Below are 20,755 nucleotides of genomic sequence, written 5' to 3'. Positions count from 1 at the left end.
CTTTGCAATTACGGAGAACAGTTGTTAACTGCATGGCATGAGTCACACTTTCGGCGTCCGGCAGGTGCAGAAGCAGAAGACGCGGCGGGCGCTCATGGACGCCGCCCTCGCCCTGCTGGAGGAGCAGAGCCTCAGCAGCCTCGGACTTCGCGAGGTCACCCGGGCCGTGGGGGTCGCCCCCACCGCGTTCTACCGGCACTTCCGGTCGACCGCGGACCTCGGCGTCGCGCTGGTCGAGGAGGCGCTCGGCAGTCTGCACCCCGTGCTCGGGGATCTGATGTCGGCGGTGGGCGACAGTGACGAACTCGTCGAGCGCGCCGTCGAGCTGATCGCCCGCCATGTCGACGGGTACCCCGCACACGTCCGGTTCATCGCACGCGAACGGCACAGCGGGGTCCAGCCGGTGCGGGACGCCATCCAGGGGCAGCTCACCCGGTTCACCGAGGAGGTCCGCGGCGAGCTGGCCAAGCGGCCCGAGACCGCGGGGTGGACCGACGACGACCGGCTGATGCTCGCGGGTCTGTACGTCGATCAGATGCTGGTGACCGCCTCGCTGTTCCTGGCGGCCCAGGACGAGCCGGAGGAGGAACGCCTGCGGGTGACCCGGCTGGCGGGCCGCCGGATGCGGCTGATCAGCATCGGCTGCCGCCACTGGCTGGACTGATCCCCCGCGCACACGACAGGGAGGGCGCGCCCGAACACCTCGGGCGCGCCCTCCCTGTGGTCGACTGCGCCGGTCAGCTGTCCTTGGACGCCGACGCCGAGGCCTCCTGGCTCGGCGCCCCGCTCGGCGCCTGTCCGCCCTGGCCACCCTGGCCACCTTGTCCGGGCTGACCGCCACCGGGACCGCCGCAGCCGCCACCGGGTCCGCCGTTCTGGCCGCCACCGCCCGGAGCGCCGCTGGGCGCGCCGGACGGCTGCCCGGAGGGGGCACCCGAGGGGGCACCGGACGGCGCCTGCCCGCCCGCCGACGGTGCGCCCGAGGGAGCGCCGGAGGGGGCACCCGAGGGTGCCTGACAGCTCTGCTGCTGACCCGAGTCGCCGTTGTTCGAGGTGGACGACGACGAGTCGCCGGAGCCGCACGCCACCAGGAAGAGGGGTGCGGCCGCCAGCAGGACGACACCGGGGACGAGACGTGCACGCTTCATGAGAGACAACTCCAAGAACGTCGAGGGAGTTCGTGAGCGGCATCGAATCAACTCAGCTTGGGGCTCTCTTGGGTTCGCGCTGTGTCAACCCTGTGCGAACGGCAAAGCGATCACCAACGTCCCCCCGGCGCCCGGCACTCGGCGTCTCAGTCCGACAGTCTGGCCCTCGCCAGCTGGCGCGACTGGGCGACCAGGCGGTCGGCGCTGTCCCAGACCTCGGCGTCCTCCTCCAGGAAACCCCCGGCGAGATTGCGGGTGGTGATGGCGACCCGGAGCGGCCCCGGCGCCGGGCGGCACCGGATGTGCACGGTCAGCTCGACCGTCGGGACCCAGCCCTTCAGGCCCATCTCGAACGCGGTCGGCGGCAGCGCGTCCACCGCGAGGAGCAGGGAGAACGGGTCGGCGTCACGCCCGTCGGCGAGCCCGAACCAGGACCTCATCTCGCCCTTGCCGGAGGGTGCGCCGAGGGCCCAGCCGAGCGTCGCGGGGTCGAGCTTCAGGAACAGCCGGTCGGCGATGGCGGAGCCGCCGGGGACGGGGCCGGGCGCGTCCTGCGGGCCGAAACACTCGTCGATCGGCGGCATCGCGGGCGGCTTCGCCGTCGTCCGGACGTCGGCCGGGAGGGAGTCCAGGTCGCCGTAGGAGGCGAGGACACGGATCCGCTCGATCTCGCGGCCCTCGTCGTCGTACTGGAAGAGGGAGGCCTGGCCGGTCGAGAGGGTCCGGCCGGTGCGGACGACGTCCGTGCGGACGACCGCCGGGCCGGGCTGGGACGCGGTCAGGTAGTACGCGGAGATCGTGAACGGGTCGTCGTGCGGGAGCGCGTCGGCGAGGGCGCGGCCGAGGACGGCCAGCAGATAGCCGCCGTTGACGGCACCGATGATCGTCCAGCCGGCGGAGAGGTCGATGTCGTAGACACCGGGGGCCCGACGGGTGAGCGCGGTGTCCCGGTCGAACTCGCTGTCGCCGACGGTGGCCTGTACGGAAGCTGCTTCGGGCATGGATGAACCGTACAACAGCTCATTACTAAGCGGTAGCTTTATGCCTCGCACCTCGCGCCCCGCACCTCACGCCCCGCACCTCACGCCTCCTCGACGGCGGCGGACCGCCTGTTCCACGCGCGCGGCGCCCGCCAGTGGTACCGCATCGCCAGCAGCCGCAGGACGAAGGCGGTGACCGCGGCGAGGGCCGAGGTGACGGGGGTCAGGGCGTCCAGGCTGATGCAGAGCACGACCAGCCCGGCGCCGACCATCGCGGGCACGGCGTACAGGTCACGGTCCCAGCGCAGCAGCGACGGCACCTCGTTGGCGAGGACGTCGCGCAGCACACCGCCGCCGACCGCCGTGGCGAGGCCGAGGGTGGCGGAGGCGGTCAGGCCGAGACCGTAGTCGTACGCCTTCGTCGTGCCCGCGACGCAGAAGAGGCCGAGGCCGGCGGCGTCGAAGACGTTCACCCCGGTCTGGATGCGCTCCACGTGCGGATGGAGGAAGAAGACGAGGAGGGCGGCGAGCAGCGGGGTGAGGAAGTAGCCGAGGTCGGTGAAGGCGGCCGGCGGTACGGCACCGATGACCAGGTCGCGGAACAGGCCGCCGCCGAGCGCGGTGACCTCGGCGAGGACGGCGATGCCGAAGATGTCGAAGTTCTTGCGGACGGCCAGGAGCGCGCCGGAGATGGCGAAGACGAAGATGCCGATCAGGTCGAGCGGGTAGGGGGACACCCGTACATTCTGCCCTGAAAACAAGTGTGCGCCTTGCATTGCAAGGCGCACACCGTCCGACGTCAGTCTTTACCGGGCTTCTCGGGGCGCTCGGGCTCCTTGGGCGCTTCGGGTTCCTTGGGCGCCTCCGGCTTCTCGGGAGCCTCCAGTACCGCAGGGGCCTCAGGCACCTCCGGCACCTCCGGCTCTTCCGGCACCTTCGGCTCTTCCGCCTTCTTCACCGCGTCCGGTACCAGCTCGCCCGCCTCCTTCGCGGCCGTCAGCAGGACGACGTCCTGCGGCTGCTGGTCCTCGAAGTTCTCCGGGTGGTGGCAGGCGACCCGCTGGCCCGGCTTCAGCTCGGCGAGGGGCGGCTCGGTGGTCTTGCAGACCTGGGTGGCCTTCCAGCACCGGGTGTGGAAGCGGCAACCGCTCGGCGGCGCGATCGGCGAGGGCACGTCACCCTTGAGCAGGATGCGCTCGCTCTTGGCGCCCCGGCGCGAGGGGTCCGGGATCGGCACGGCCGACAGCAGCGCCTTGGTGTACGGGTGCATCGGCGCCGCGTACAGGGAGTCCCGGTCGGCGAGTTCGACGATCTTGCCGAGGTACATCACGGCGATGCGGTCGGAGACATGGCGGACGACGGAGAGGTCGTGCGCGATGATCACGTACGTCAGGCCGAGCTCGTCCTGGAGGTCGTCCATCAGGTTGACGACCTGGGCCTGGATCGACACGTCGAGCGCGGAGACCGGCTCGTCCGCGACGACCATCCGGGGCTTGAGGGCGAGCGCGCGGGCGATGCCGATGCGCTGGCGCTGGCCGCCGGAGAATTCGTGCGGGTAGCGGTTGTAGTGCTCGGGGCTCAGGCCCACCAGCTCCAGCAGGCGCTGGACCTCCTTCTTCACCCCGCCCTCGGGCTCCACACCCTGGAGCTTGAAGGGCGCGGAGACGATGGTGCCGATGGTGTGCCGGGGGTTCAGGGAGCCGTACGGGTCCTGGAAGATCATCTGGATGTCGCGGCGCAGCGGGCGCATCCCGGCGGTCTTCAGATGCGTGATGTCCGTGCCGTCGAACTCGACCTTGCCGCCGGACGGCTCCAGCAGGCGGGTGATGAGCCGGCCCATGGTCGACTTGCCGCAGCCGGACTCGCCCACGACACCGAGGGTCTCGCCGCGGCGGACCTCGAAGTCGATGCCGTCGACGGCCTTGACCGCCCCGACCTGCCGCTGGAGCAGGCCCTTCTTGATGGGGAAGTGCTTGACCAGGCCCTCGACCCTGAGCAGCGGTTTCTCGTCGGCGTCGGCGCGCGGGGCCGGCACGGCGGCCCGGGTCTCAGTCTCACTCACAGCTTCGGCGCAATCTCTTCGGTCCAGATCCGCGTACGGTCCTCCTGCGACAGGTGGCAGGCGGTGAAGTGCCGGCCGCCGACCTCGCGCAGGTCGGGGCGCTCGGTGCGGGTGATGTTGTCCTTGGGGACGTCCGCGTAGGGGCAGCGCGGGTTGAAGGCGCAGCCCGAGGGGACGTTGATGAGGCTCGGCGGCTGGCCCTTGACCGGGATGAGCCGGTCGGTCTGGGCGCGGTCGATGCGGGGCATCGAGCCGAGCAGGCCCCAGGTGTAGGGGTGCTGCGGCTGGTGGAAGATGTCGTCGACCGGGCCGCGCTCCACACAGCGCCCGCCGTACATCACGAGGATGTCGTCGGCGATCTCGGCGACCACGCCGAGGTCGTGCGTGATGATGATGACCGCGGAGCCGAACTCCTTCTGCAGGTCCCGGATCAGGTCCAGGATCTGCGCCTGCACGGTGACGTCCAGGGCGGTCGTGGGCTCGTCGGCGATCAGCAGTTCGGGGTTGTTGACCAGGGCCATGGCGATCATGGCGCGCTGGCGCATACCGCCGGAGAACTCGTGCGGGTAACCGTCGACCCGCTTGTGGGGCTCCGGGATGCCGACGCGGTCGAGCAGTTCGATGGCGCGCTTGCGGGCGACCTTCTTGCTGACGTCGTGGTGGACCCGGTACGCCTCGACGATCTGGCTGCCGACCTTGTAGTACGGGTGCATCGCGGAGAGCGGGTCCTGGAAGATCATCGCCATGTCGCGGCCGCGCAGCCGGCGTACCTCGTCGGGGCTCGCCCCGACGAGTTCCTTGCCGTCGAGCCAGATCTCGCCGGACATCCGGACGTTCTTGCCGCGGGCGCCGAGCCGGTGCAGGCCCATGATCGCCAGCGAGGTGACCGACTTGCCGGAGCCGGACTCGCCCACGATGCCGAGGGTCTTGCCCTTCTCCAGCTGGAAGGAGAGGCCGTCGACGGACTTGACCACGCCGTCGTCGGTGGGGAAGTGGACCTTGAGGTCGCGCACTTCGAGGAACGCCTCGGGGGCGTCCCCCGCGCGTGCGGGCTCGCCGACGGCGGCCCCGGTCTTGGACAGTTCGGTCACGAGAGCCTCACCCGCGGGTCGATCGTGGCGTACAGCAGGTCCACCACAAGGTTCATGAAGACGACGAAGAACGCCGCGAGCAGGGTCACCCCGAGGATCGGGGGCAGGTCGTTGGCGCTGATCGACTGGACCGCGTACTCACCGATGCCGTGCAGGGAGAACACGGTCTCGGTGATCAGGGCGCCGCCGAGGAGCAGCCCGAGGTCCATGCCGAAGACCGTCACCAGCGGGGTCAGCGCGGCGCGCAGGCCGTGCTTGACGACCACCTTGCGCTCGTGCAGGCCCTTGGCCCGCGCGGTGCGGATGTAGTCCTCGTTCATCGTCTCCAGCATGCCCGAGCGGGTGAGCCGGGCGTAGATGGCCGAGTAGAGGAGTGCCAGTGAACACCACGGCAGGAAGAGGGTGTTGGCCCACTGCGAGGGGTTCTCGGTGAAGGGGACGTAGGTTCTGCCGAAGATCTCCAGCTGGTAGCTGAACAGCAGCAGGGCCAGCTGACCGGTGAAGAACATGGGCAGGGAGACGCCGGCGAGCGCCACTCCCATCGCGGCCCGGTCGAAGATCGACCCGGGCTTGAGAGCCGAGATGACACCGGCCGCGATACCGCCCAGCAGCCACAGCACGGCGGCACCGGACGCGAGCGAGATCGTCACGGGGAGCCGGCTGGTGAGCTGCGGCCAGACCTCCAGGTGGTCCTTGAAGGAGTAGCCGAAGCAGGGCGCGTCGCAGCGGACCGTGGTGGGTCCGAGGTCGTACGTGGCACCGGAGACGATGCCCTTGATGAAGTTCCAGTACTGCTCGTAGACCGGCTGGTCCAGGCCCAGGTTCCGCTTGACCGCCGCGATGTCCTCGGGCGTGGGGTTCTTGCCGATGTACTGCTGTGCCAGCTGGTCGGCCGACTGCCCGGCGAGCTTCGGCAGAATGAAGAAGATGCCGAAGGTGACCGCGGTGACGACGAGCAGCAGGATCACCGCCGCGATCGTCCGGCGGATGATGTACGAGATCACGAGGACCGGCGCCGGCGCCCGCGGGTGTGCTCACCCGCGGGCGCCAATGCCTTCACCTGCCTTCCGGGGCTACTTCTTTTCCGTGGTACCGATGTTGAGGTAGTCGTACTGACCGCTGAAGGCCGCGGACGACACCAGGTTGGTGGCGTACGGCGAGCGGTACAGCAGGACCTTGAAGTAGGTCAGGGGCACGATGGCGGCCTGCTCCATGACCTTCTTGTCGACCTCGGTGTACGCGGCGGTGCGGGCGGCCTCGTCGGTGTTGCCGATCGCGTCGTCGAGCAGCTTGTTGATCGCCGGGTCGTTCAGCTCGGACAGGTTGGTGTTGCCGGACTGGCCGATGGCCTTGCCGTGCACGATCTGCTGCAGGAAGCCGTAGCCGGTGGGCCAGTCGGCGCCCCACTGCATCATGATCAGGCCGATGTCGTTCTTCTTGTTGAACGCCGGCACACCCGCGTAGTCGGAGAAGTACTTGCCCGACGGGTACTGCTTGATGTCGGCCTCGATGCCGACCTTCTTCAGCGCCTCGACGATCGCGGTGGCCGCGTCGACCTCGCCCTGGCGGTCGGTGCGGGCGGAGATGGAGGTCTTGAAGCCGCCCTCCTTGCCGCAGGCCTTCAGGTGCTCCTTGGCCTTGGTGACGTCACCCTTGTTGTCCGGGGTGGCGTACGTGTCGGCCTTCTCGTAGCCCGAGACGTCGGTGGGCAGGACGGTGGAGGCGATGTCACCGCGGTACGGGCCACCCATCGCGGTCTGCACGGCGACCTTGTCGATCGCGTACTGCACGGCCTTGCGGCAGTCGACGTTGTCGAACGGCGCCACCTTGGTGTTGATGGCCGTGTAGACGAGACGGCCGCCGGGCGTGTTGTCCGTGTTGGCGAGCTGGTCCTTGTCCTTCAGGATCGACGCCTGCGTCTGCTGGTCGACACCGGTGCCCTGGATGTCGATCATGGTGTCGCCGGCCATCACGTCCTTGTCGATGGTGGCCTTGTTGACCTTCAGGTTCACCACGATCTTGTCCGGGTACTGCTTGCGCAGCGGGTCCGTCTTGGCGTCCCACTCCGGGTTGCGGGTGAGGACGATCTGCTTGCCCTCCTCGTACTTCTCGAACTTGTACGAGCCGGTGGAGACCACCTTCTTGGTGTAGTCGACGCCGGTGTCCTTGGCCCGGGGAACCGGAGCCGTCTGCGGCATGGTGGCCAGGTAGTCGAACTCGGAGAACGGCTTGTTCAGCTTGAAGACGATGGTCTGGTCGTCCGGGGTCTCGATGGACGAGATGCCCTTTTCGCTCTTGTCCTTGTACGGGCCCTTGTACTTGCCCGGGTCGTCCAGCATCTGCTGGAAGTAGTTCGGGCCGAGCGAGAGCACGTCACGCGCGAAGTTCGAGCGCTCCACGGCGTACTTGACGTCCTTGGACGTGACCGGGGTCCCGTCCTCGTACTTGACGCCCTGGCGGATCTTGTACGTCCAGGTCTTGCCACCGTCGCTGGGCGTGCCCTTGCCCTCGGCGAGGTCCGGGACGATCTCGTTGCCCGCCTCACCGGCGGCCGGCTTGAACGTCATCAGCGGACGCGCGTAGAGGCGGCTGAAGTTGAAGCCGTACGCGTAGTACATGTTGCCCGGGTCGAGCGACTCCGGGGCGTCGGAGCTGGCGTACGTGACCGTGCCGCCCTTGTGGGTGGACTCGTTGACGACACCCTTGGTCGCGGCGTTGGCGCCGGCGCCCTTGGGTGCGTCGTCCGTGCCGTCATCCGCCTTGCTGCACGCGGACAGAAGCAGTCCGGCGGCGCTCGCAACCGCGACCGCGGCCATTGCTGACCTTCGCATGATGGTCGGTTTCCCCTTCGTAGTTGGACAGTTGTGTGGGACGACAGACCGCAGACGTCAGCGGCTGCGGGGGTCGAGGGCGTCCCGGAGGCCGTCACCGAGGAGGTTGAAGGCCAGCACCGTGATGAAGATCGCGAGGCCGGGAACGATCATGTACTGCGGGTCGACCTCGAAGAAGTCGACCGCCTGGTTGAGCATGCCGCCCCAGGAGGCCTGCGGCGGCTGGATCCCGACCCCGAGGAAGCTGAGCGACGCCTCGAAGATGATGTTGGTCGGGATGAGCAGCGTCGAGTAGACGATGATCGGCGCGACGAGGTTGGGCAGCAGTTCCTTGAACAGGACGTACGGGCCGCCCGCTCCCATGCCGCGCGAGGCGTCGATGAACTCCCGCTCGCGCAGCGCCAGGGTCTGACCGCGCACGATGCGTCCCATGTAAGGCCAGTTGAAGAAACCGATGACGAAGATCAGCACCGTGATGTGCAGCGGCAGTCCTTCGAGACCGAAGGCGCCGCCCTGGAGCGTCGCCGAGATGGCGATGGCGAACAGCAGCAGCGGGAACGCGAGGAAGGTGTCCATCAGCCGGCTCACCACCGTGTCGACCCGGCCGCCGTAGTAGCCGGCGACCAGTCCGAGCACCACGCCGATGGCGTTCGACAGCAGCGTCGCGCCGAAGGCCACCACCAGGGAGACCCAGGAGCCCTCCAGGATGCGGGCGAGGATGTCGCGGCCGAACTTCGGCTCGACACCGAGCGGGTGGTCCCAGCTCATCCCACCGAAGTCACCCTTCGGCAGGGAGGTGTTGGGGTCGATCAGGTCCTGGTTGAACGCGTTGGGGTCGAGCCCCAGCAGCGCCTGCAGCGGCCGGGAGAGGGCCGCGATCAGGATCAGCAGGACGACGATGATGCCGCCGGCGACCGCCACCTTGTCGCGCTTGAAGCGGGTCCAGGCGATCTGGCCGAGCGAACGGCCCTCGATCTTCTTGGCCTCGACGCCTTCCAGCACGGCCTCGGGCTGTGCCTCGGCCTGCGATCCGGTCGTCTCAATGGGTGCGGTCATCGTCCCTCGTGCTTGCCCGTGCCGGTGGTTGCCGACTGTGCCTGGCGGCCGCCCGGGTCTGCGGTGCGGTCCGTCACCACTACTGCTCTCTTGCTCTGTGACTACTGCTGGGTACGAGAGGGAGGTACGGCACCGAACTTCACCGCATGAACAGCGTGTTCGCCGGATCCCCCCACTGCTCTGGGGGAGTCTTCAACGGTCGCGCGATCAGGCACCAGACTTGACGGCGAATGTATGCGCAACCGTGATGTGGCCAGCAGGGTTCCGCTATGCGGACGTGACGCTCTGTTGAGCGGTGGAAACCACTCACCCCGGCTCAGTAGCCGCTCGGGTACCCGTATCCGCCCGCCGCCGGGGCCTGGGCGGGCGCCGCGTGGGCATCGCGGTCGTAGAAGGGGCGGGCGCCCGCGCGCAGCCACATGGCGACCGGGTCGTACTCGTCGGACATGGCGACGGTGGAGACGGGCAGACCGTCCGGGACCGCGCCGATGGACTGCTGCATCATCGCCCGCACCGAGTCGACGGCCGGCGGCGAGGTGTCGTACACGTCGAGGCCGATCGCCAGGTACGGCGCGCCGAGCGCGGGCTGCACCCAGGCACGGCGCAGGGACCGCACGGCCGGCGTGCGGTGGGCGTTCTGCGTCAGCAGGGCGTAGAACTGCGGGATCTCGATGGCCGGCTCGGAGAGCCTGAGCGGGCCCGCGGGCTGCCGCTCCAGGCCGGTGGCGATCCGGCGCAGGTCGAGCCAGGGGACGCCGACACCGCCGCCCGGCGCGTGCGGGTTGAGCCAGAGGCCGTAGTGGTCGGGGTAGAGGGTGCGGGCCACGTCGAGGCCGTCGACCACCTCGTAGCTGCGGTTCCAGCCACTGGCGGAGAGCTCCTGGGCGGAGGTCACGCACGGGGCGTAGTTGAACCCGTCGACCTCCATGTTCCCGTACTGGGCGTCGGGGGAGCCGGCCTGGCCGTGCCAGAGCAGCATCCAGATCTGGCCGGAGGACGGGGTGGCGAGGGCACGCAGCAGCGCCTCGTAGGCGTCGTAACGCCCGGGCGTCACCTGCCGCAGCATGTGCTCGACCTGCCCGGTGGCGATGCTGCCGCTCACGTTGGCCGTCCTTCGTGTTGGACCCTGGTTATAGGAGACAGCTTAGGTGGTGCGCTGGTTGAGCCGGTGAGGGCTCGGGGGTTGCCGTGCGTCGCGGTGCGCGGGCGCGTCGTGGCTGGTCGCGCCGGTCCCCGCGCCCCTTGCGGGGCACGCCGATCAGTACCCCTGTTGGTAGAAGGGCCGTACCTTCTCGCGGAGCCAGTCGCCGACCGGGTCCTGGGCCACGTCCAGGAAGACCATGTTGACCGGCCAGGGGACGGGGGCCTTGGTGAGGGCCCGGCCGAGGGCGGCGAGGGGGAGGGAGCGGTCGGCCTCCCAGGAGGCCAGTTCGACGCCGATGAACATGACGGGGTCGGCGGTCTCGATGGTGGCGAGGCAGCGGCGGGCGGAGAGCACGACCCCGGTACCGGCGAACTCGGCGGAGGCCGCGGCCAGGAAATCGACCGGGTCGTCCTGCCAGTCCGGTTCGTAGAGGCGGACGCGGGCGCCGCTCGCCGATCCGTCCAGCGGGGTCCGGCCGGCCCGGCACAGCTCGGCCACGGCGGGCGGCGGCAACGGGATGCCCACGACGCCGTCGGGGTTGAGGGCGAGCCCGATCTGCGGGGGCAGGCCCCGCGCGAACTCGACGGCCGGGGCGATCGTGTACGACATGTGGTTGCCGACGACCTGGCGGAACTGCTCCTCGGAGCTGAAGACCGGCACGTACGCCTGCCCGTCGAACTCCATCGTCGGCAGGTCGAGCTGACCGCTCTGCGGGCCGCCGCCCTCCGGCAGCGGCACCCAGACGAAGCTGCGGGCCAGCACCTCCACGATCCGCGCCCCGGCCTGGGGCACACCGAGCGAGGCGGACAGCACCTCCTCCAGCTCGTTGCCGGGCCATCCGCCGTGCCCATGGGGATACGCCTGTGCCGGAAAGTCCGCCGGGAAGTCCATCTGCTGCCTACCGCTTTGCTCCGTGATGCTGTTGTCCCTGCACCTTAATTGCTTCCGGGGCGGGGGCGCGCCCTTCAGGAGCGCGGGAAGTGGATCCGCTTCAGGACATCGGCGGCGGCCCGGTCGATGAGGACGGCCGCCCCGCAGCCCTCGGGCAGCCTCCCCTTCTCCACCGCCCGCAGCAGCCGGGTCATCGCCCCCCTGTGCCGCGCGAACGCGTACCGGGAGACGCCCCGTCCCCGCTCCCGCTGGCCGTCCCGGGCCTCACCGGGAGTGACGTCGAGCAACAGCAGGTGAAGCGTCCCGCCCCGGCGGCGGGCCTCGCGCGCGAGCCAACTGCGCACCCATGCCTGTGCCCCGCAGTCGTGCACGACGACGCCCTCCCCCGAGCGGAGGGCGCGTCGCAGCGCGGCGTAGTGCGCGAGGCGCACGAAGGGGCGGTAGACCGCGTACGGCAGCTGACGGGCGAAGCGGGCGTCGAAGCGGTCGCGGGTGTCCTGGGAGTCGATGCGGACGCCGGGCACCGCCCGCCGCATCAGGGTCGACTTGCCGCTGCCGGGGAGCCCTGTGACCACCACCAGGTCGTCGGGCCCGAAGGTCAGCTCATGGGGGCTGCGCCCGGAACGCGCCCGGAGGTCGCGGACGACCGCCCTCGGGAACGGGCCGCACGCCGCGCCGGACGGTGCGACGGGCTGCTTGGGCATCGCGATGCCCGACGTCGTCGCGTACGCCGTGGTCCTGTTCACCGTGATCGTCCTCCCCAGGGGCATGGAGGTCCCATCCCCACAGACCGTAAAGAAAAGGTAATGCCCGATCCCTCCTGATTCAGTCCTCGTATCGCCACAAGAGTGCTACGGACCGCTGTGTCTGCCTTGAAAGCTCCCCCTGCCGCACCACGTCGATGCGTGCGATGATGTCCGCGCCAACTGCATACCGGCCGCTTGAATCCGCGCGGGAGAGTTCCCGGCAGCACATCGCTGGGGCGCCGAAGGAGCAAGTCCCTCCCTTGAATCTCTCAGGCCCAGATACCGCGCGGGCGAGGCACATCTGAAAAGCGGGCCGTACCTCCTCTTCCACGGGGGCGGCTCCACCCACGGTGCAAATCACGACCACCGGTACGTACGGTCGTGGTGAACCTCTCAGGTTCCGATGACAGATGGGGAGGACTTTCCTCACCTGTCATCTGTCATTCCCTGGGAGCAGAACCGATGAGCAGCAGCCCCACCACCGGACCGCGCCGGACCGCGCTCGATGCCCTGCATCGCTCGCTCGGCGCGACGATGACCGACTTCGCGGGCTGGGACATGCCCCTGCGCTACGGCTCCGAGCGGGACGAGCACATCGCCGTCCGCACGAGGGCCGGCCTCTTCGACCTCTCCCACATGGGCGAGATCGCCGTCACCGGACCGCAGGCCGCGGCCCTGTTGAACTACGCCCTCGTGGGCGACATCGGGAGCGTCGGCGTCGGCCGTGCCCGCTACACCATGATCTGCCGCGAGGACGGCGGCATCCTCGACGACCTGATCGTCTACCGGCTCGCGGACACCGAGTACCTGGTCGTCGCCAACGCCTCCAACGCCCAGGTCGTGCTGGACGCGCTCGTGGAGCGGTCCGCCGGGTTCGACGCCGAGGTGCGCGACGACCGGGACGCCTACGCGCTGCTGGCCGTGCAGGGCCCCGAGTCGCCCGGGATCCTGGCCTCCCTCACCGACGCCGACCTCGACGGCCTGAAGTACTACGCGGGGCTGCCGGGCACGGTCGCCGGCGTCCCCGCGCTGATCGCCCGCACCGGGTACACCGGCGAGGACGGCTTCGAGCTGTTCGTGAAGCCGGAGCACGCGGTCGAGTTGTGGCAGGCGCTGACCAAGGCGGGCGAGGGCGTCGGCCTGGTCCCCTGCGGACTGTCCTGCCGGGACACCCTCCGTATGGAGGCGGGCATGCCGCTGTACGGGCACGAGCTCTCCACGGCGCTGACCCCCTACGACGCGGGCCTCGGGCGGGTGGTGAAGTACGACAAGGGCGACTTCGTGGGCCGCGGGGCCCTGCGCGAGGCCGCCGAGCACGCCCACCACGAGCCGCCCGTCCTCGTCGGCCTGATCGCCGAGGGCCGCCGTGTCCCCCGCGCCGGGTACGCCGTGGTCGCCGAGGGCAAGGTGGTCGGCGAGGTCACCTCCGGCGCCCCCTCTCCCACGCTGGGCCGGCCGATCGCGATGGCGTACGTCGACGCCATGTACGCCGCGCCGGGGACCCCCGGGGTCGGCGTGGACATCCGGGGCAGCCATGAGCCGTACGAGGTCGTGGCGCTGCCGTTCTACAAGCGGCAGAAGTAGACACTGGGCGCGAGGTCGCCCGCCCCGAGCGTGACACTGGGCACATTCGCGCTGCTCAACAGCGGTTTCAGCAGTCCCCCATTCATCACCACTCCCTCGCGTACAGGAGAATTCAGGCCATGAGCAACCCCCAGCAGCTGCGCTACAGCAAGGAGCACGAGTGGCTGTCGGTCGCCGAGGACGGCGTCTCGACGGTCGGCATCACGGAGTTCGCGGCGAACGCGCTCGGCGATGTCGTCTACGCCCAGCTCCCCGAGGTGGGCTCCACGGTGACCGCGGGCGAGACCTGCGGCGAACTGGAGTCCACGAAGTCGGTCAGCGACCTGTACTCGCCGGTCTCCGGTGAGATCACCGAGATCAACGAGGACGTGGTGAGCGACCCGTCGCTGGTGAACACCGCCCCGTTCGAGGGCGGGTGGCTGTTCAAGGTACGCGTCGCGGAGGAGCCGGACGATCTGCTCTCCGCCGACGAGTACGTCGCCCACACCGCCGGCTGAGAACACGAGGTCGTACGCATGTCGCTTCTGAACACGCCCCTGCACGAGCTGGACCCGGACGTCGCCGCCGCCGTCGACGCCGAGCTGCACCGCCAGCAGTCCACCCTGGAGATGATCGCCTCGGAGAACTTCGCTCCGGCCGCCGTCATGGAGGCGCAGGGCTCGGTCCTCACCAACAAGTACGCCGAGGGCTACCCGGGCCGCCGCTACTACGGCGGCTGCGAGCACGTCGACGTGGCCGAGCAGATCGCCATCGACCGGGTGAAGGACCTGTTCGGCGCCGAGTACGCCAACGTCCAGCCGCACTCGGGCGCCTCCGCCAACCAGGCCGCCCTGTTCGCGCTGGCCCAGCCCGGCGACACGATCCTGGGTCTGGACCTGGCGCACGGCGGCCACCTCACCCACGGGATGCGGCTGAACTTCTCGGGCAAGCAGTTCGAGGTCGTCGCCTACCACGTGGACACCGCGACCGGTCTGGTCGACATGGCGGAGCTGGAGCGCCTCGCCAAGGAGCACAGCCCGAAGGTGATCATCGCGGGCTGGTCGGCGTACCCGAGGCAGCTGGACTTCGCGGAGTTCCGCCGGATCGCCGACGAGGTCGGCGCCCATCTGTGGGTCGACATGGCGCACTTCGCCGGTCTGGTCGCGGCCGGGCTGCACCCCAACCCGGTGCCCTACGCCGACGTGGTCACCTCCACCACCCACAAGACCCTCGGCGGACCGCGCGGCGGCATCATCCTGGCGAAGAAGGAGTTCGCCAAGAAGCTGAACTCGTCCGTCTTCCCGGGCTTCCAGGGCGGTCCGCTGGAGCACGTCATCGCGGCCAAGGCGGTCTCCTTCAAGATCGCGGCGTCGGAGGAGTTCAAGGAGCGTCAGCGGCGCACCGTCGAGGGCGCGAAGATCCTCGCCGAGCGGCTGACCGCCCCGGACGCCCGCGAGGCCGGCGTCGACGTGCTCTCCGGCGGCACCGACGTCCACCTCATCCTCGTCGACCTGCGCCACTCCGAACTGGACGGACAGCAGGCCGAGGACCGCCTCCACGAGGTCGGCATCACCGTCAACCGCAACGCCGTCCCCAACGACCCGCGCCCGCCGATGGTCACCTCCGGCCTGCGCATCGGCACCCCCGCCCTGGCCACCCGCGGCTTCACCGCCAAGGACTTCACCGAGGTCGCCGACGTCATCGCCGAGACCCTCAAGCCGTCCTACGACGTGGAGGCGCTCAAGGCCCGGGTCAAGGCGCTCGCCGACAAGCACCCGCTGTACCCGGGGCTGGGGAAGTAACCCGGGCTTCACCGGACCGTAGTCCCGCTTTTCCGGGGTACCGCGCACACTGGGGAGTGAGCGCGGTGCCCCACCCCCTGCACAACCCTCCCCCGTTCTGAGGAGTCACCGTGGCCATCTCGGTCTTCGACCTGTTCTCGATCGGCATCGGCCCGTCCAGCTCCCACACGGTCGGCCCGATGCGGGCCGCCCGGTTGTTCGCCCGCCGGCTGCGCAACGAGCAACTGCTCGCGGGCGTCGGCTCGGTGCGCGTCGAGCTGTACGGCTCGCTGGGCGCCACCGGCCACGGCCACGGCACACCCAAGGCCGTGCTGCTGGGTCTGGAGGGCGCCTCGCCGCGCACGGTCGACGTCGAGTCGGCCGACGACCGGGTGGCGGCGATCAAGGCATCTGGGCGCCTCCGCCTCCTCGACGACCACGAGATCCCCTTCGCCTTCGACGACGACCTGATCCTGCACCGGCGCAAGACGCTGCCGTACCACGCCAACGGCATGACGATCTGGGCCTACGACGCGGACGGCGCCGAACTCCTGTCCAAGACCTACTACTCGGTGGGCGGCGGCTTCGTCGTCGACGAGGAGGCGGTCGGCGCGGACCGCATCAAACTCGACGACACGGTCCTGAAGTACCCCTTCCGCACCGGGGACGAGCTGCTGCGGCTCACCCGGGAGACCGGCCTGTCCATCTCCGCGCTGATGCTGGAGAACGAGCGGGCCTGGCGCACGGAGGAGGAGATCCGCTCCGGGCTCCTGGACATCTGGGGGGTGATGCAGGCCTGCGTCTCCCGGGGCATGACCCGTGAGGGCATCCTCCCCGGCGGTCTGAAGGTCCGTCGCCGCGCGGCTGTCTCCGCCCGTCAACTGCGCGCCGAGGGCGACCCGTTGGCCCACGCCATGGAGTGGATCACGCTCTACGCGATGGCCGTGAACGAGGAGAACGCCGCCGGGGGCCGGGTCGTCACCGCTCCGACCAACGGCGCGGCGGGCATCATCCCCGCCGTCCTGCACTACTACATCAACTTCGTGCCCGGCGCGGACGAGGACGGCGTCGTGCGGTTCCTGCTCGCGGCCGGGGCCATCGGCATGCTCTTCAAGGAGAACGCCTCCATCTCCGGCGCCGAGGTCGGCTGCCAGGGCGAGGTCGGCTCGGCCTGCTCCATGGCGGCGGGCGCGCTGGCGGAGGTGCTGGGCGGCTCCCCCGAACAGGTCGAGAACGCGGCCGAGATCGGCATGGAGCACAACCTCGGCCTCACCTGCGACCCCGTGGGCGGTCTCGTCCAGATCCCGTGCATCGAGCGCAACGGCATGGCCGCGGTGAAGGCCGTCACGGCGGCCAGGATGGCGATGCGCGGCGACGGCACCCACAAGGTGTCCCTCGACAAGGTCATCAAGACGATGAAGGAGACCGGCGCCGACATGAGCGTGAAGTACAAGGAGACGGCGCGGGGCGGCCTGGCGGTCAACATCATCGAGTGCTGAGGGGGCGCGTGGTCCTCAGCAGCGCCAACTGTTGGAGAAGACGCGTGGCGCCGTCGGCGGATTCGTGATCCCCGTCCCCCGGGACAGGGAGAGCCTCGTTCCGGAGTAGTTCGGCGCGGACCACAGGTCCGCCGTGCAGGCGACCGCGTTGTTGTAGAACGACCGCGCACAACTCGACCAGTCTCCGGCAGGACAGTCCGGGCCGGACAGCGCGGACCAGTTCGGGATCGAGGTCCGCTCCGCTATCCGGCCCGGTAGGCCGGTGAAGTTGGGCCCCGACCAGACACAGAGGTACCCCACCGAGCAGCCCGGCGGCGCCACGGCTTCGGTGTCGGCCACGGCCGTGCCGGTCGCCGGGCCGCCCAGTGAAACGAGCGCCCCTGCCACGACAGCGATCAACGCCCTGCTTCTCGCCCTCCTCCTGGCCCCGGTCCTCCGCCGCTCCTTCGTCCCTGTCCTCGTCCTTTTCTCTGTTCGCACTGCGGCTTCCTCTCACTCGGTCAGCTTGCGGGCCTGTGCGGCAGCGGCCTTCCATATGTCGGCGAGTTGGCGGAGATCGCGTTTGTCGGCGGCGGGCAGGGAATTTGCGTACTGCCTTCTGAGAGAAAGGACGGTGTTCGGCACGTGCGTCTGCCGGGCACAGGTGCCGTCGTCCGTCGCCACCTCGATCTCCCGCTTTCGCATGTCCCGGGTGGCGCCCCGCTCTCCGTACTCGTCCTTGAGTTTCCGGTACGCGTCCTCGGGATCCTTGTAGGAGTATCCCTTCGCGGCCATGCACTCTTTCCATTTCCGCATGACGGCCGTGTACGCGGGATCCGCTGTCACACGGCCCGTGAGCGAGTTGTTGAGGATCTGCGGAACATGTTCGGAGGCCGCCCAGTCGTCCAGACTTCCGTACAGTTCCTCCCGGCTCACCGCCTCGCACCCTTTACCCGAAAAAGTGATCCTCTGGTCGTCCGGGAGCCGCATCTCACGGCGGTCGGAGGCATTTCCGCGTAGCGCGTGCACATACTTTTCCGCTTCCGCCTCGGGCAACCGGGCCACATAGGCGTCATTCTCCATCCCCGGCGGGAGGGGCTCGCCGCCCTCCCGTTTCTCTCCGGATCCCGGAGTATCCACATACTGTGCATGGAGGCCGTACCCTCGGGTCCGCCGCTCGTCCATGCCCAGCAGTTGCTCCTCGAAGGACATGGGTGCGGACGCGGATGTCCCGGCCCGGTACGGGAAACCCTTGTCCGCCATGCAGACCGTGATGAGTTCCGATTCGGCCCTGCGCAGCGCGCGTTCGTCCTGGACGTAGGAGCCGGATCGGGTGAGCAGTTCGAGTTCGGCCGAGGTGAGGCCTGTCGTCCCGCCCTCGTCGTCCGTGGCGTCCGGCGCGGCCACTCCACATGCCGTGAGCAGGAGAAATCCCGCCAGCGCGCAGGAAATCGAAACGCCACCACCAGGTCTTGGGCCGCGTGCCATCCGGGTGCCCCTCAGTAATCAGTAAGTGGTCGGTGCGGGCTCGCAGGTGAGCAGGGGCCGGCGTCCGTGAATCGGCGCTCCCGGACGCCGGCCCCCGTGATCGACCGGCTCAGCAGCTCCAGTTGTTGGACGATATGGCGTTGTTCATCGTGGAGCTCAGAGCCGTCTGGCCCGAACCGATGCCGAGCGTGAGCCTTGACCCGCCGTAGTTCGCGGTGGTCCAGAGATTGGCGCTACAGCTGGTCCCGTTGTTGTAGACCGAGGAGGCGCAGTCGTTCCAGGTGCCGGTCGGACAGCTGGAGTGCGAGAACGCGGTCCAGTTCGAGTTCGACCCGGACAGTCTTCCCGGGCCGTCCGAGTAATTGGTGCCGTTCCAGAAGCACACGTTCGTCGCCGTGCATCCGGGCGGTGCCGCGGTGATCGCGTTATCGCCGGCCGGTGCCGCGGTCGAGACATAAGCGGTGTTCTTGACCGAATCGCTCGCCGAACTGGCCGTGGCCGTGCCCGCCAGTCCGCCCACCGGCAGAACAACTCCCGCCGCGATGGCCAGAATCCGCTTGGTCGCCTTGTTCAATTGATCTTCCCCTCGCAGTGGGCCGACATCCGTGCGTGCCTGATCGAGCCACAATGCGCGTCCACGGCTCGATCCGCGTGTTCCACCATTGCGGAGAAGTTGACACCGAGCCATGCTGTTGCGGCTGACCGCAAAAGCTGAGCTCATCGGGGGAGAACGAGATGCTCCGCATACATTTCAGCGACGCCGATCTGGCCAGAACTCGCTTGTCCGCGACCCCTAATCCGTTCTGGGAGATCGTCGCCAGCCTGCACCGTTTCCAGACCCGGCAGGGCCGCTGGGCCTACGCGGAGTGGTTCCGCACCGTCCGCCACCGGCTGCGGGAGAAGAAACTCGATCGTGCTCTGCACACCCTGCTGCTGCCGCTGCTCCCGAGGGCCTCCTACTTCCCGGATTTCCTCACCCCGTTCGAGGCGTCCGACGGTTTCGACGCCGGGCTGGAGGCCGTTCTGGCCACGCCGGCGAGCCGGGTCCTGGAGGAATTGGACATGCTCGACCGCGTCGTGGGAGCCCCGTCATGGGCCCCGCGATTAGCCGAGGCACGGCCTCGCCAGGAGCTCGTGCGGGTGCTGCGCGCCTACTACGAGGTCGCCATCGCCCCGTACGGGGAACAGATGCAGTCCCGCATCGAGACCGAGCGGGCGATGCGGTGCCGCGGGCTGCTGGACGGCGGTGTCGAGGGCATGCTGGCCGGTCTCGGCCCCACCATGTGCTGGGAGGCCCCCGTCCTGCGCGTCGACTACCACCCCGCCGTGGACCGCGATCTGCACCTGGGCGGCCGCGGGATGCTCTTCGTCCCGTCGTACTTCTGCTGGCACCGCCCGGTCGGGCTCGCCGACCCCGGGCTGCCGCAGGTGCTGATGTACCCGCTGCTGCACGAGCAGCCGTCGGCCTCGTCACCGCAAGGACGGCGCGTTCTGGACGACTCCCCCGAGGCGTCCCTGACCACTCTGCTCGGGCAGACCCGGGCCACCGCCCTGTGGGCCTCGGCGGCCGGGGCCACGACCGGGGAGATCGCACGGGCCGCCGGGGTGTCCGCGTCGTCGGCCAGCCGGCACGCCAGCGCGCTGCGGGACGCGGGGCTGATCACCAGCAGTCGGCACGCGACGACGGTGCTGCACACCCTCACGCCGGCCGGTGCGTCCGTGCTCCGCGCCTGTGCGCGCGGGGCGTCGGCGGCTCGGGGCACATCACGGACAGGTGGGGGGCTCTGACGCGGGCAGGAGAGGCCGGCAGGGGTGTTCGGTCGGCCCGGTCGGGGTCGGGGTCGGCCAGGCGCGCAGGGCGGGGTCGAGCAACAGGTCGAGGGAGTCTTGGGTGGGGTTCTCCTCGGCGGTCGCCGTGAGGAAGTCGGACTCGACCGGCGTCAGGGCCGTGATCAGGGTGTCGAGCGGGTAGGTGCCGACGAAGCGCGCCCGGGTGTCGCCCACGAGCAGGACCGCGAGGGGCTCGTCGCCGGGCATGGGCAGGCCGGGGTGAACGTCGCCGCCCCAGTACAGGACCGGTGTCTCGGTGCCGGGGTGGGCGAAGCGGCCCGCGCCCGCCAGCATCAGCAGGGTGGTCTGCGTGCCGCTCGCCTCGCCGTGGTAGTCGTACAGATACACCTCCAGGGCCTCGTCCCGGTGGCGGATCAGGTTGTAGCCGTGGGCGCGGGGGGCGAGCAGGTCCAGGGGGGTCCGGGTCCGGTCGGCGCGGATCGCGGCCGCCGCCTGCGGGGAGCCGGCGGCGAGTCCCGTCAGGTCCCAGTCCGGGTCGGCGCCGTCGAGGGCCCATCCCGTGTACATCGCCGACGGGTTGTCGATGACGGCGAGGTCCGGCAGGGGGGTGCGCAGCCATGCGTCGAAGCCGTCGCGCGACATCGGTGTCCGGGTGGCGAGCATGAACGAACGGGCGCCCATCGGGTGCCTCCTCGGGCGACGGCA

21 protein-coding genes and 1 riboswitch are annotated in these 20,755 nt (G+C 69.6%); of the genes, 6 read left to right on the top strand and 15 right to left on the bottom strand.

Going from position 1 to position 20,755, the window contains the following annotated elements; all coding sequences use genetic code 11:
* The first annotated feature begins 37 nt into the window (after positions 1 to 37).
* Positions 38 to 664, top strand: coding sequence for a TetR family transcriptional regulator (locus HW837_RS26660; protein ID WP_045562476.1), 627 nt, complete (start codon positions 38 to 40; stop codon positions 662 to 664).
* A gap of 73 nt (positions 665 to 737) precedes the next feature.
* On the opposite strand, the gene HW837_RS26655 is transcribed toward HW837_RS26660, so the two are convergent.
* The 11 genes from HW837_RS26655 to HW837_RS26605 all read right to left on the bottom strand — a co-directional run bounded on the left by HW837_RS26655 (position 738) and on the right by HW837_RS26605 (position 11,955).
* The gene (locus HW837_RS26655) at positions 738 to 1,148 is read right to left on the bottom strand and encodes a hypothetical protein (RefSeq protein ID WP_078853898.1); all 411 of its coding nucleotides are present in this window, start codon (positions 1,146 to 1,148) and stop codon (positions 738 to 740) included.
* 146 nt (positions 1,149 to 1,294) lie between these two features.
* A complete protein-coding gene (locus HW837_RS26650; protein ID WP_045562477.1) occupies positions 1,295 to 2,149 on the bottom strand; it encodes a thioesterase family protein in 855 nt (284 codons plus the stop codon).
* A gap of 80 nt (positions 2,150 to 2,229) precedes the next feature.
* Complete coding sequence (locus HW837_RS26645) at positions 2,230 to 2,904, bottom strand: trimeric intracellular cation channel family protein (protein ID WP_093790178.1); 675 nt, start codon at positions 2,902 to 2,904, stop codon at positions 2,230 to 2,232.
* 23 nt (positions 2,905 to 2,927) lie between these two features.
* Complete coding sequence (locus HW837_RS26640) at positions 2,928 to 4,190, bottom strand: ABC transporter ATP-binding protein (RefSeq protein ID WP_193381745.1); 1,263 nt, start codon at positions 4,188 to 4,190, stop codon at positions 2,928 to 2,930.
* On the bottom strand, positions 4,187 to 5,281 hold the full coding sequence (locus tag HW837_RS26635) for an ABC transporter ATP-binding protein (RefSeq protein WP_045562480.1): 1,095 nt from the start codon (positions 5,279 to 5,281) through the stop codon (positions 4,187 to 4,189). Before HW837_RS26635 ends, HW837_RS26640 begins: the two co-directional genes overlap by 4 nt.
* Positions 5,278 to 6,285, bottom strand: a complete 1,008-nt coding sequence (locus tag HW837_RS26630) for an ABC transporter permease (protein ID WP_045562481.1) — start codon at positions 6,283 to 6,285, stop codon at positions 5,278 to 5,280. The genes HW837_RS26635 and HW837_RS26630 overlap by 4 nt, the downstream gene beginning before the upstream one ends.
* Before the next feature lie 69 nt (positions 6,286 to 6,354).
* The gene (locus HW837_RS26625) at positions 6,355 to 8,112 is read right to left on the bottom strand and encodes an ABC transporter substrate-binding protein (RefSeq protein ID WP_177261899.1); all 1,758 of its coding nucleotides are present in this window, start codon (positions 8,110 to 8,112) and stop codon (positions 6,355 to 6,357) included.
* Between the two features lie 57 nt (positions 8,113 to 8,169).
* The gene (locus HW837_RS26620; RefSeq protein ID WP_045562483.1) at positions 8,170 to 9,168 is read right to left on the bottom strand and encodes an ABC transporter permease; all 999 of its coding nucleotides are present in this window, start codon (positions 9,166 to 9,168) and stop codon (positions 8,170 to 8,172) included.
* A gap of 316 nt (positions 9,169 to 9,484) precedes the next feature.
* Positions 9,485 to 10,234, bottom strand: coding sequence for an enhanced serine sensitivity protein SseB C-terminal domain-containing protein (locus tag HW837_RS26615; RefSeq protein WP_045562514.1), 750 nt, complete (start codon positions 10,232 to 10,234; stop codon positions 9,485 to 9,487).
* Positions 10,235 to 10,426: 192 nt separating this feature from the next.
* Positions 10,427 to 11,203 carry an enhanced serine sensitivity protein SseB gene (locus HW837_RS26610; RefSeq protein ID WP_045562484.1) on the bottom strand — a complete coding sequence of 259 codons (777 nt, stop codon included), beginning with the start codon at positions 11,201 to 11,203 and terminating at the stop codon, positions 10,427 to 10,429.
* Between the two features lie 74 nt (positions 11,204 to 11,277).
* Positions 11,278 to 11,955, bottom strand: coding sequence for an AAA family ATPase (locus HW837_RS26605; protein ID WP_045562515.1), 678 nt, complete (start codon positions 11,953 to 11,955; stop codon positions 11,278 to 11,280).
* A gap of 190 nt (positions 11,956 to 12,145) precedes the next feature.
* Positions 12,146 to 12,244: riboswitch (glycine riboswitch) on the top strand.
* 167 nt (positions 12,245 to 12,411) lie between these two features.
* Between HW837_RS26605 and gcvT the strand changes: the two genes are divergently transcribed.
* From gcvT to HW837_RS26585, 4 genes are all read left to right on the top strand, one after another.
* On the top strand, positions 12,412 to 13,533 hold the full coding sequence (gene gcvT, locus HW837_RS26600) for a glycine cleavage system aminomethyltransferase GcvT (protein ID WP_193381746.1): 1,122 nt from the start codon (positions 12,412 to 12,414) through the stop codon (positions 13,531 to 13,533).
* 119 nt (positions 13,534 to 13,652) lie between these two features.
* Positions 13,653 to 14,030 (top strand): glycine cleavage system protein GcvH, encoded by a 378-nt coding sequence (gcvH, locus tag HW837_RS26595; protein ID WP_045562486.1) that lies wholly within the window; start codon positions 13,653 to 13,655, stop codon positions 14,028 to 14,030.
* Positions 14,031 to 14,048: 18 nt separating this feature from the next.
* The gene (glyA, locus tag HW837_RS26590) at positions 14,049 to 15,314 is read left to right on the top strand and encodes a serine hydroxymethyltransferase (protein WP_206705201.1); all 1,266 of its coding nucleotides are present in this window, start codon (positions 14,049 to 14,051) and stop codon (positions 15,312 to 15,314) included.
* Between the two features lie 110 nt (positions 15,315 to 15,424).
* Positions 15,425 to 16,792: an L-serine ammonia-lyase gene (locus HW837_RS26585; protein ID WP_045562488.1), complete on the top strand. Its 1,368-nt coding sequence runs from the start codon at positions 15,425 to 15,427 to the stop codon at positions 16,790 to 16,792.
* A 15-nt stretch (positions 16,793 to 16,807) separates the two neighbouring features.
* On the opposite strand, the gene HW837_RS26580 is transcribed toward HW837_RS26585, so the two are convergent.
* The 3 genes from HW837_RS26580 to HW837_RS26570 all read right to left on the bottom strand — a co-directional run bounded on the left by HW837_RS26580 (position 16,808) and on the right by HW837_RS26570 (position 18,833).
* Positions 16,808 to 17,191 (bottom strand): peptidase inhibitor family I36 protein, encoded by a 384-nt coding sequence (locus HW837_RS26580; protein WP_193381747.1) that lies wholly within the window; start codon positions 17,189 to 17,191, stop codon positions 16,808 to 16,810.
* A gap of 93 nt (positions 17,192 to 17,284) precedes the next feature.
* A complete protein-coding gene (locus HW837_RS26575; RefSeq protein ID WP_193381748.1) occupies positions 17,285 to 18,178 on the bottom strand; it encodes a hypothetical protein in 894 nt (297 codons plus the stop codon).
* 190 nt (positions 18,179 to 18,368) lie between these two features.
* The gene (locus HW837_RS26570; protein ID WP_045562490.1) at positions 18,369 to 18,833 is read right to left on the bottom strand and encodes a peptidase inhibitor family I36 protein; all 465 of its coding nucleotides are present in this window, start codon (positions 18,831 to 18,833) and stop codon (positions 18,369 to 18,371) included.
* A gap of 161 nt (positions 18,834 to 18,994) precedes the next feature.
* Here HW837_RS26570 and HW837_RS26565 point away from each other — a divergent pair, with 161 nt between their 5' ends.
* Positions 18,995 to 20,047, top strand: a complete 1,053-nt coding sequence (locus tag HW837_RS26565; RefSeq protein ID WP_045562491.1) for a helix-turn-helix domain-containing protein — start codon at positions 18,995 to 18,997, stop codon at positions 20,045 to 20,047.
* Here the strand turns inward: HW837_RS26565 and HW837_RS26560 are convergent.
* On the bottom strand, positions 20,024 to 20,731 hold the full coding sequence (locus HW837_RS26560; protein ID WP_045562492.1) for a hypothetical protein: 708 nt from the start codon (positions 20,729 to 20,731) through the stop codon (positions 20,024 to 20,026). The genes HW837_RS26565 and HW837_RS26560 overlap by 24 nt on opposite strands.
* Positions 20,732 to 20,755: the final 24 nt, after the last annotated feature.

The organism is Streptomyces caniscabiei, from assembly GCF_014930365.1.
In the GTDB taxonomy this organism is placed as follows: Bacteria; Actinomycetota; Actinomycetes; order Streptomycetales; family Streptomycetaceae; genus Streptomyces; species Streptomyces caniscabiei.
This window is presented reverse-complemented; position numbering and strand designations above follow the sequence as displayed.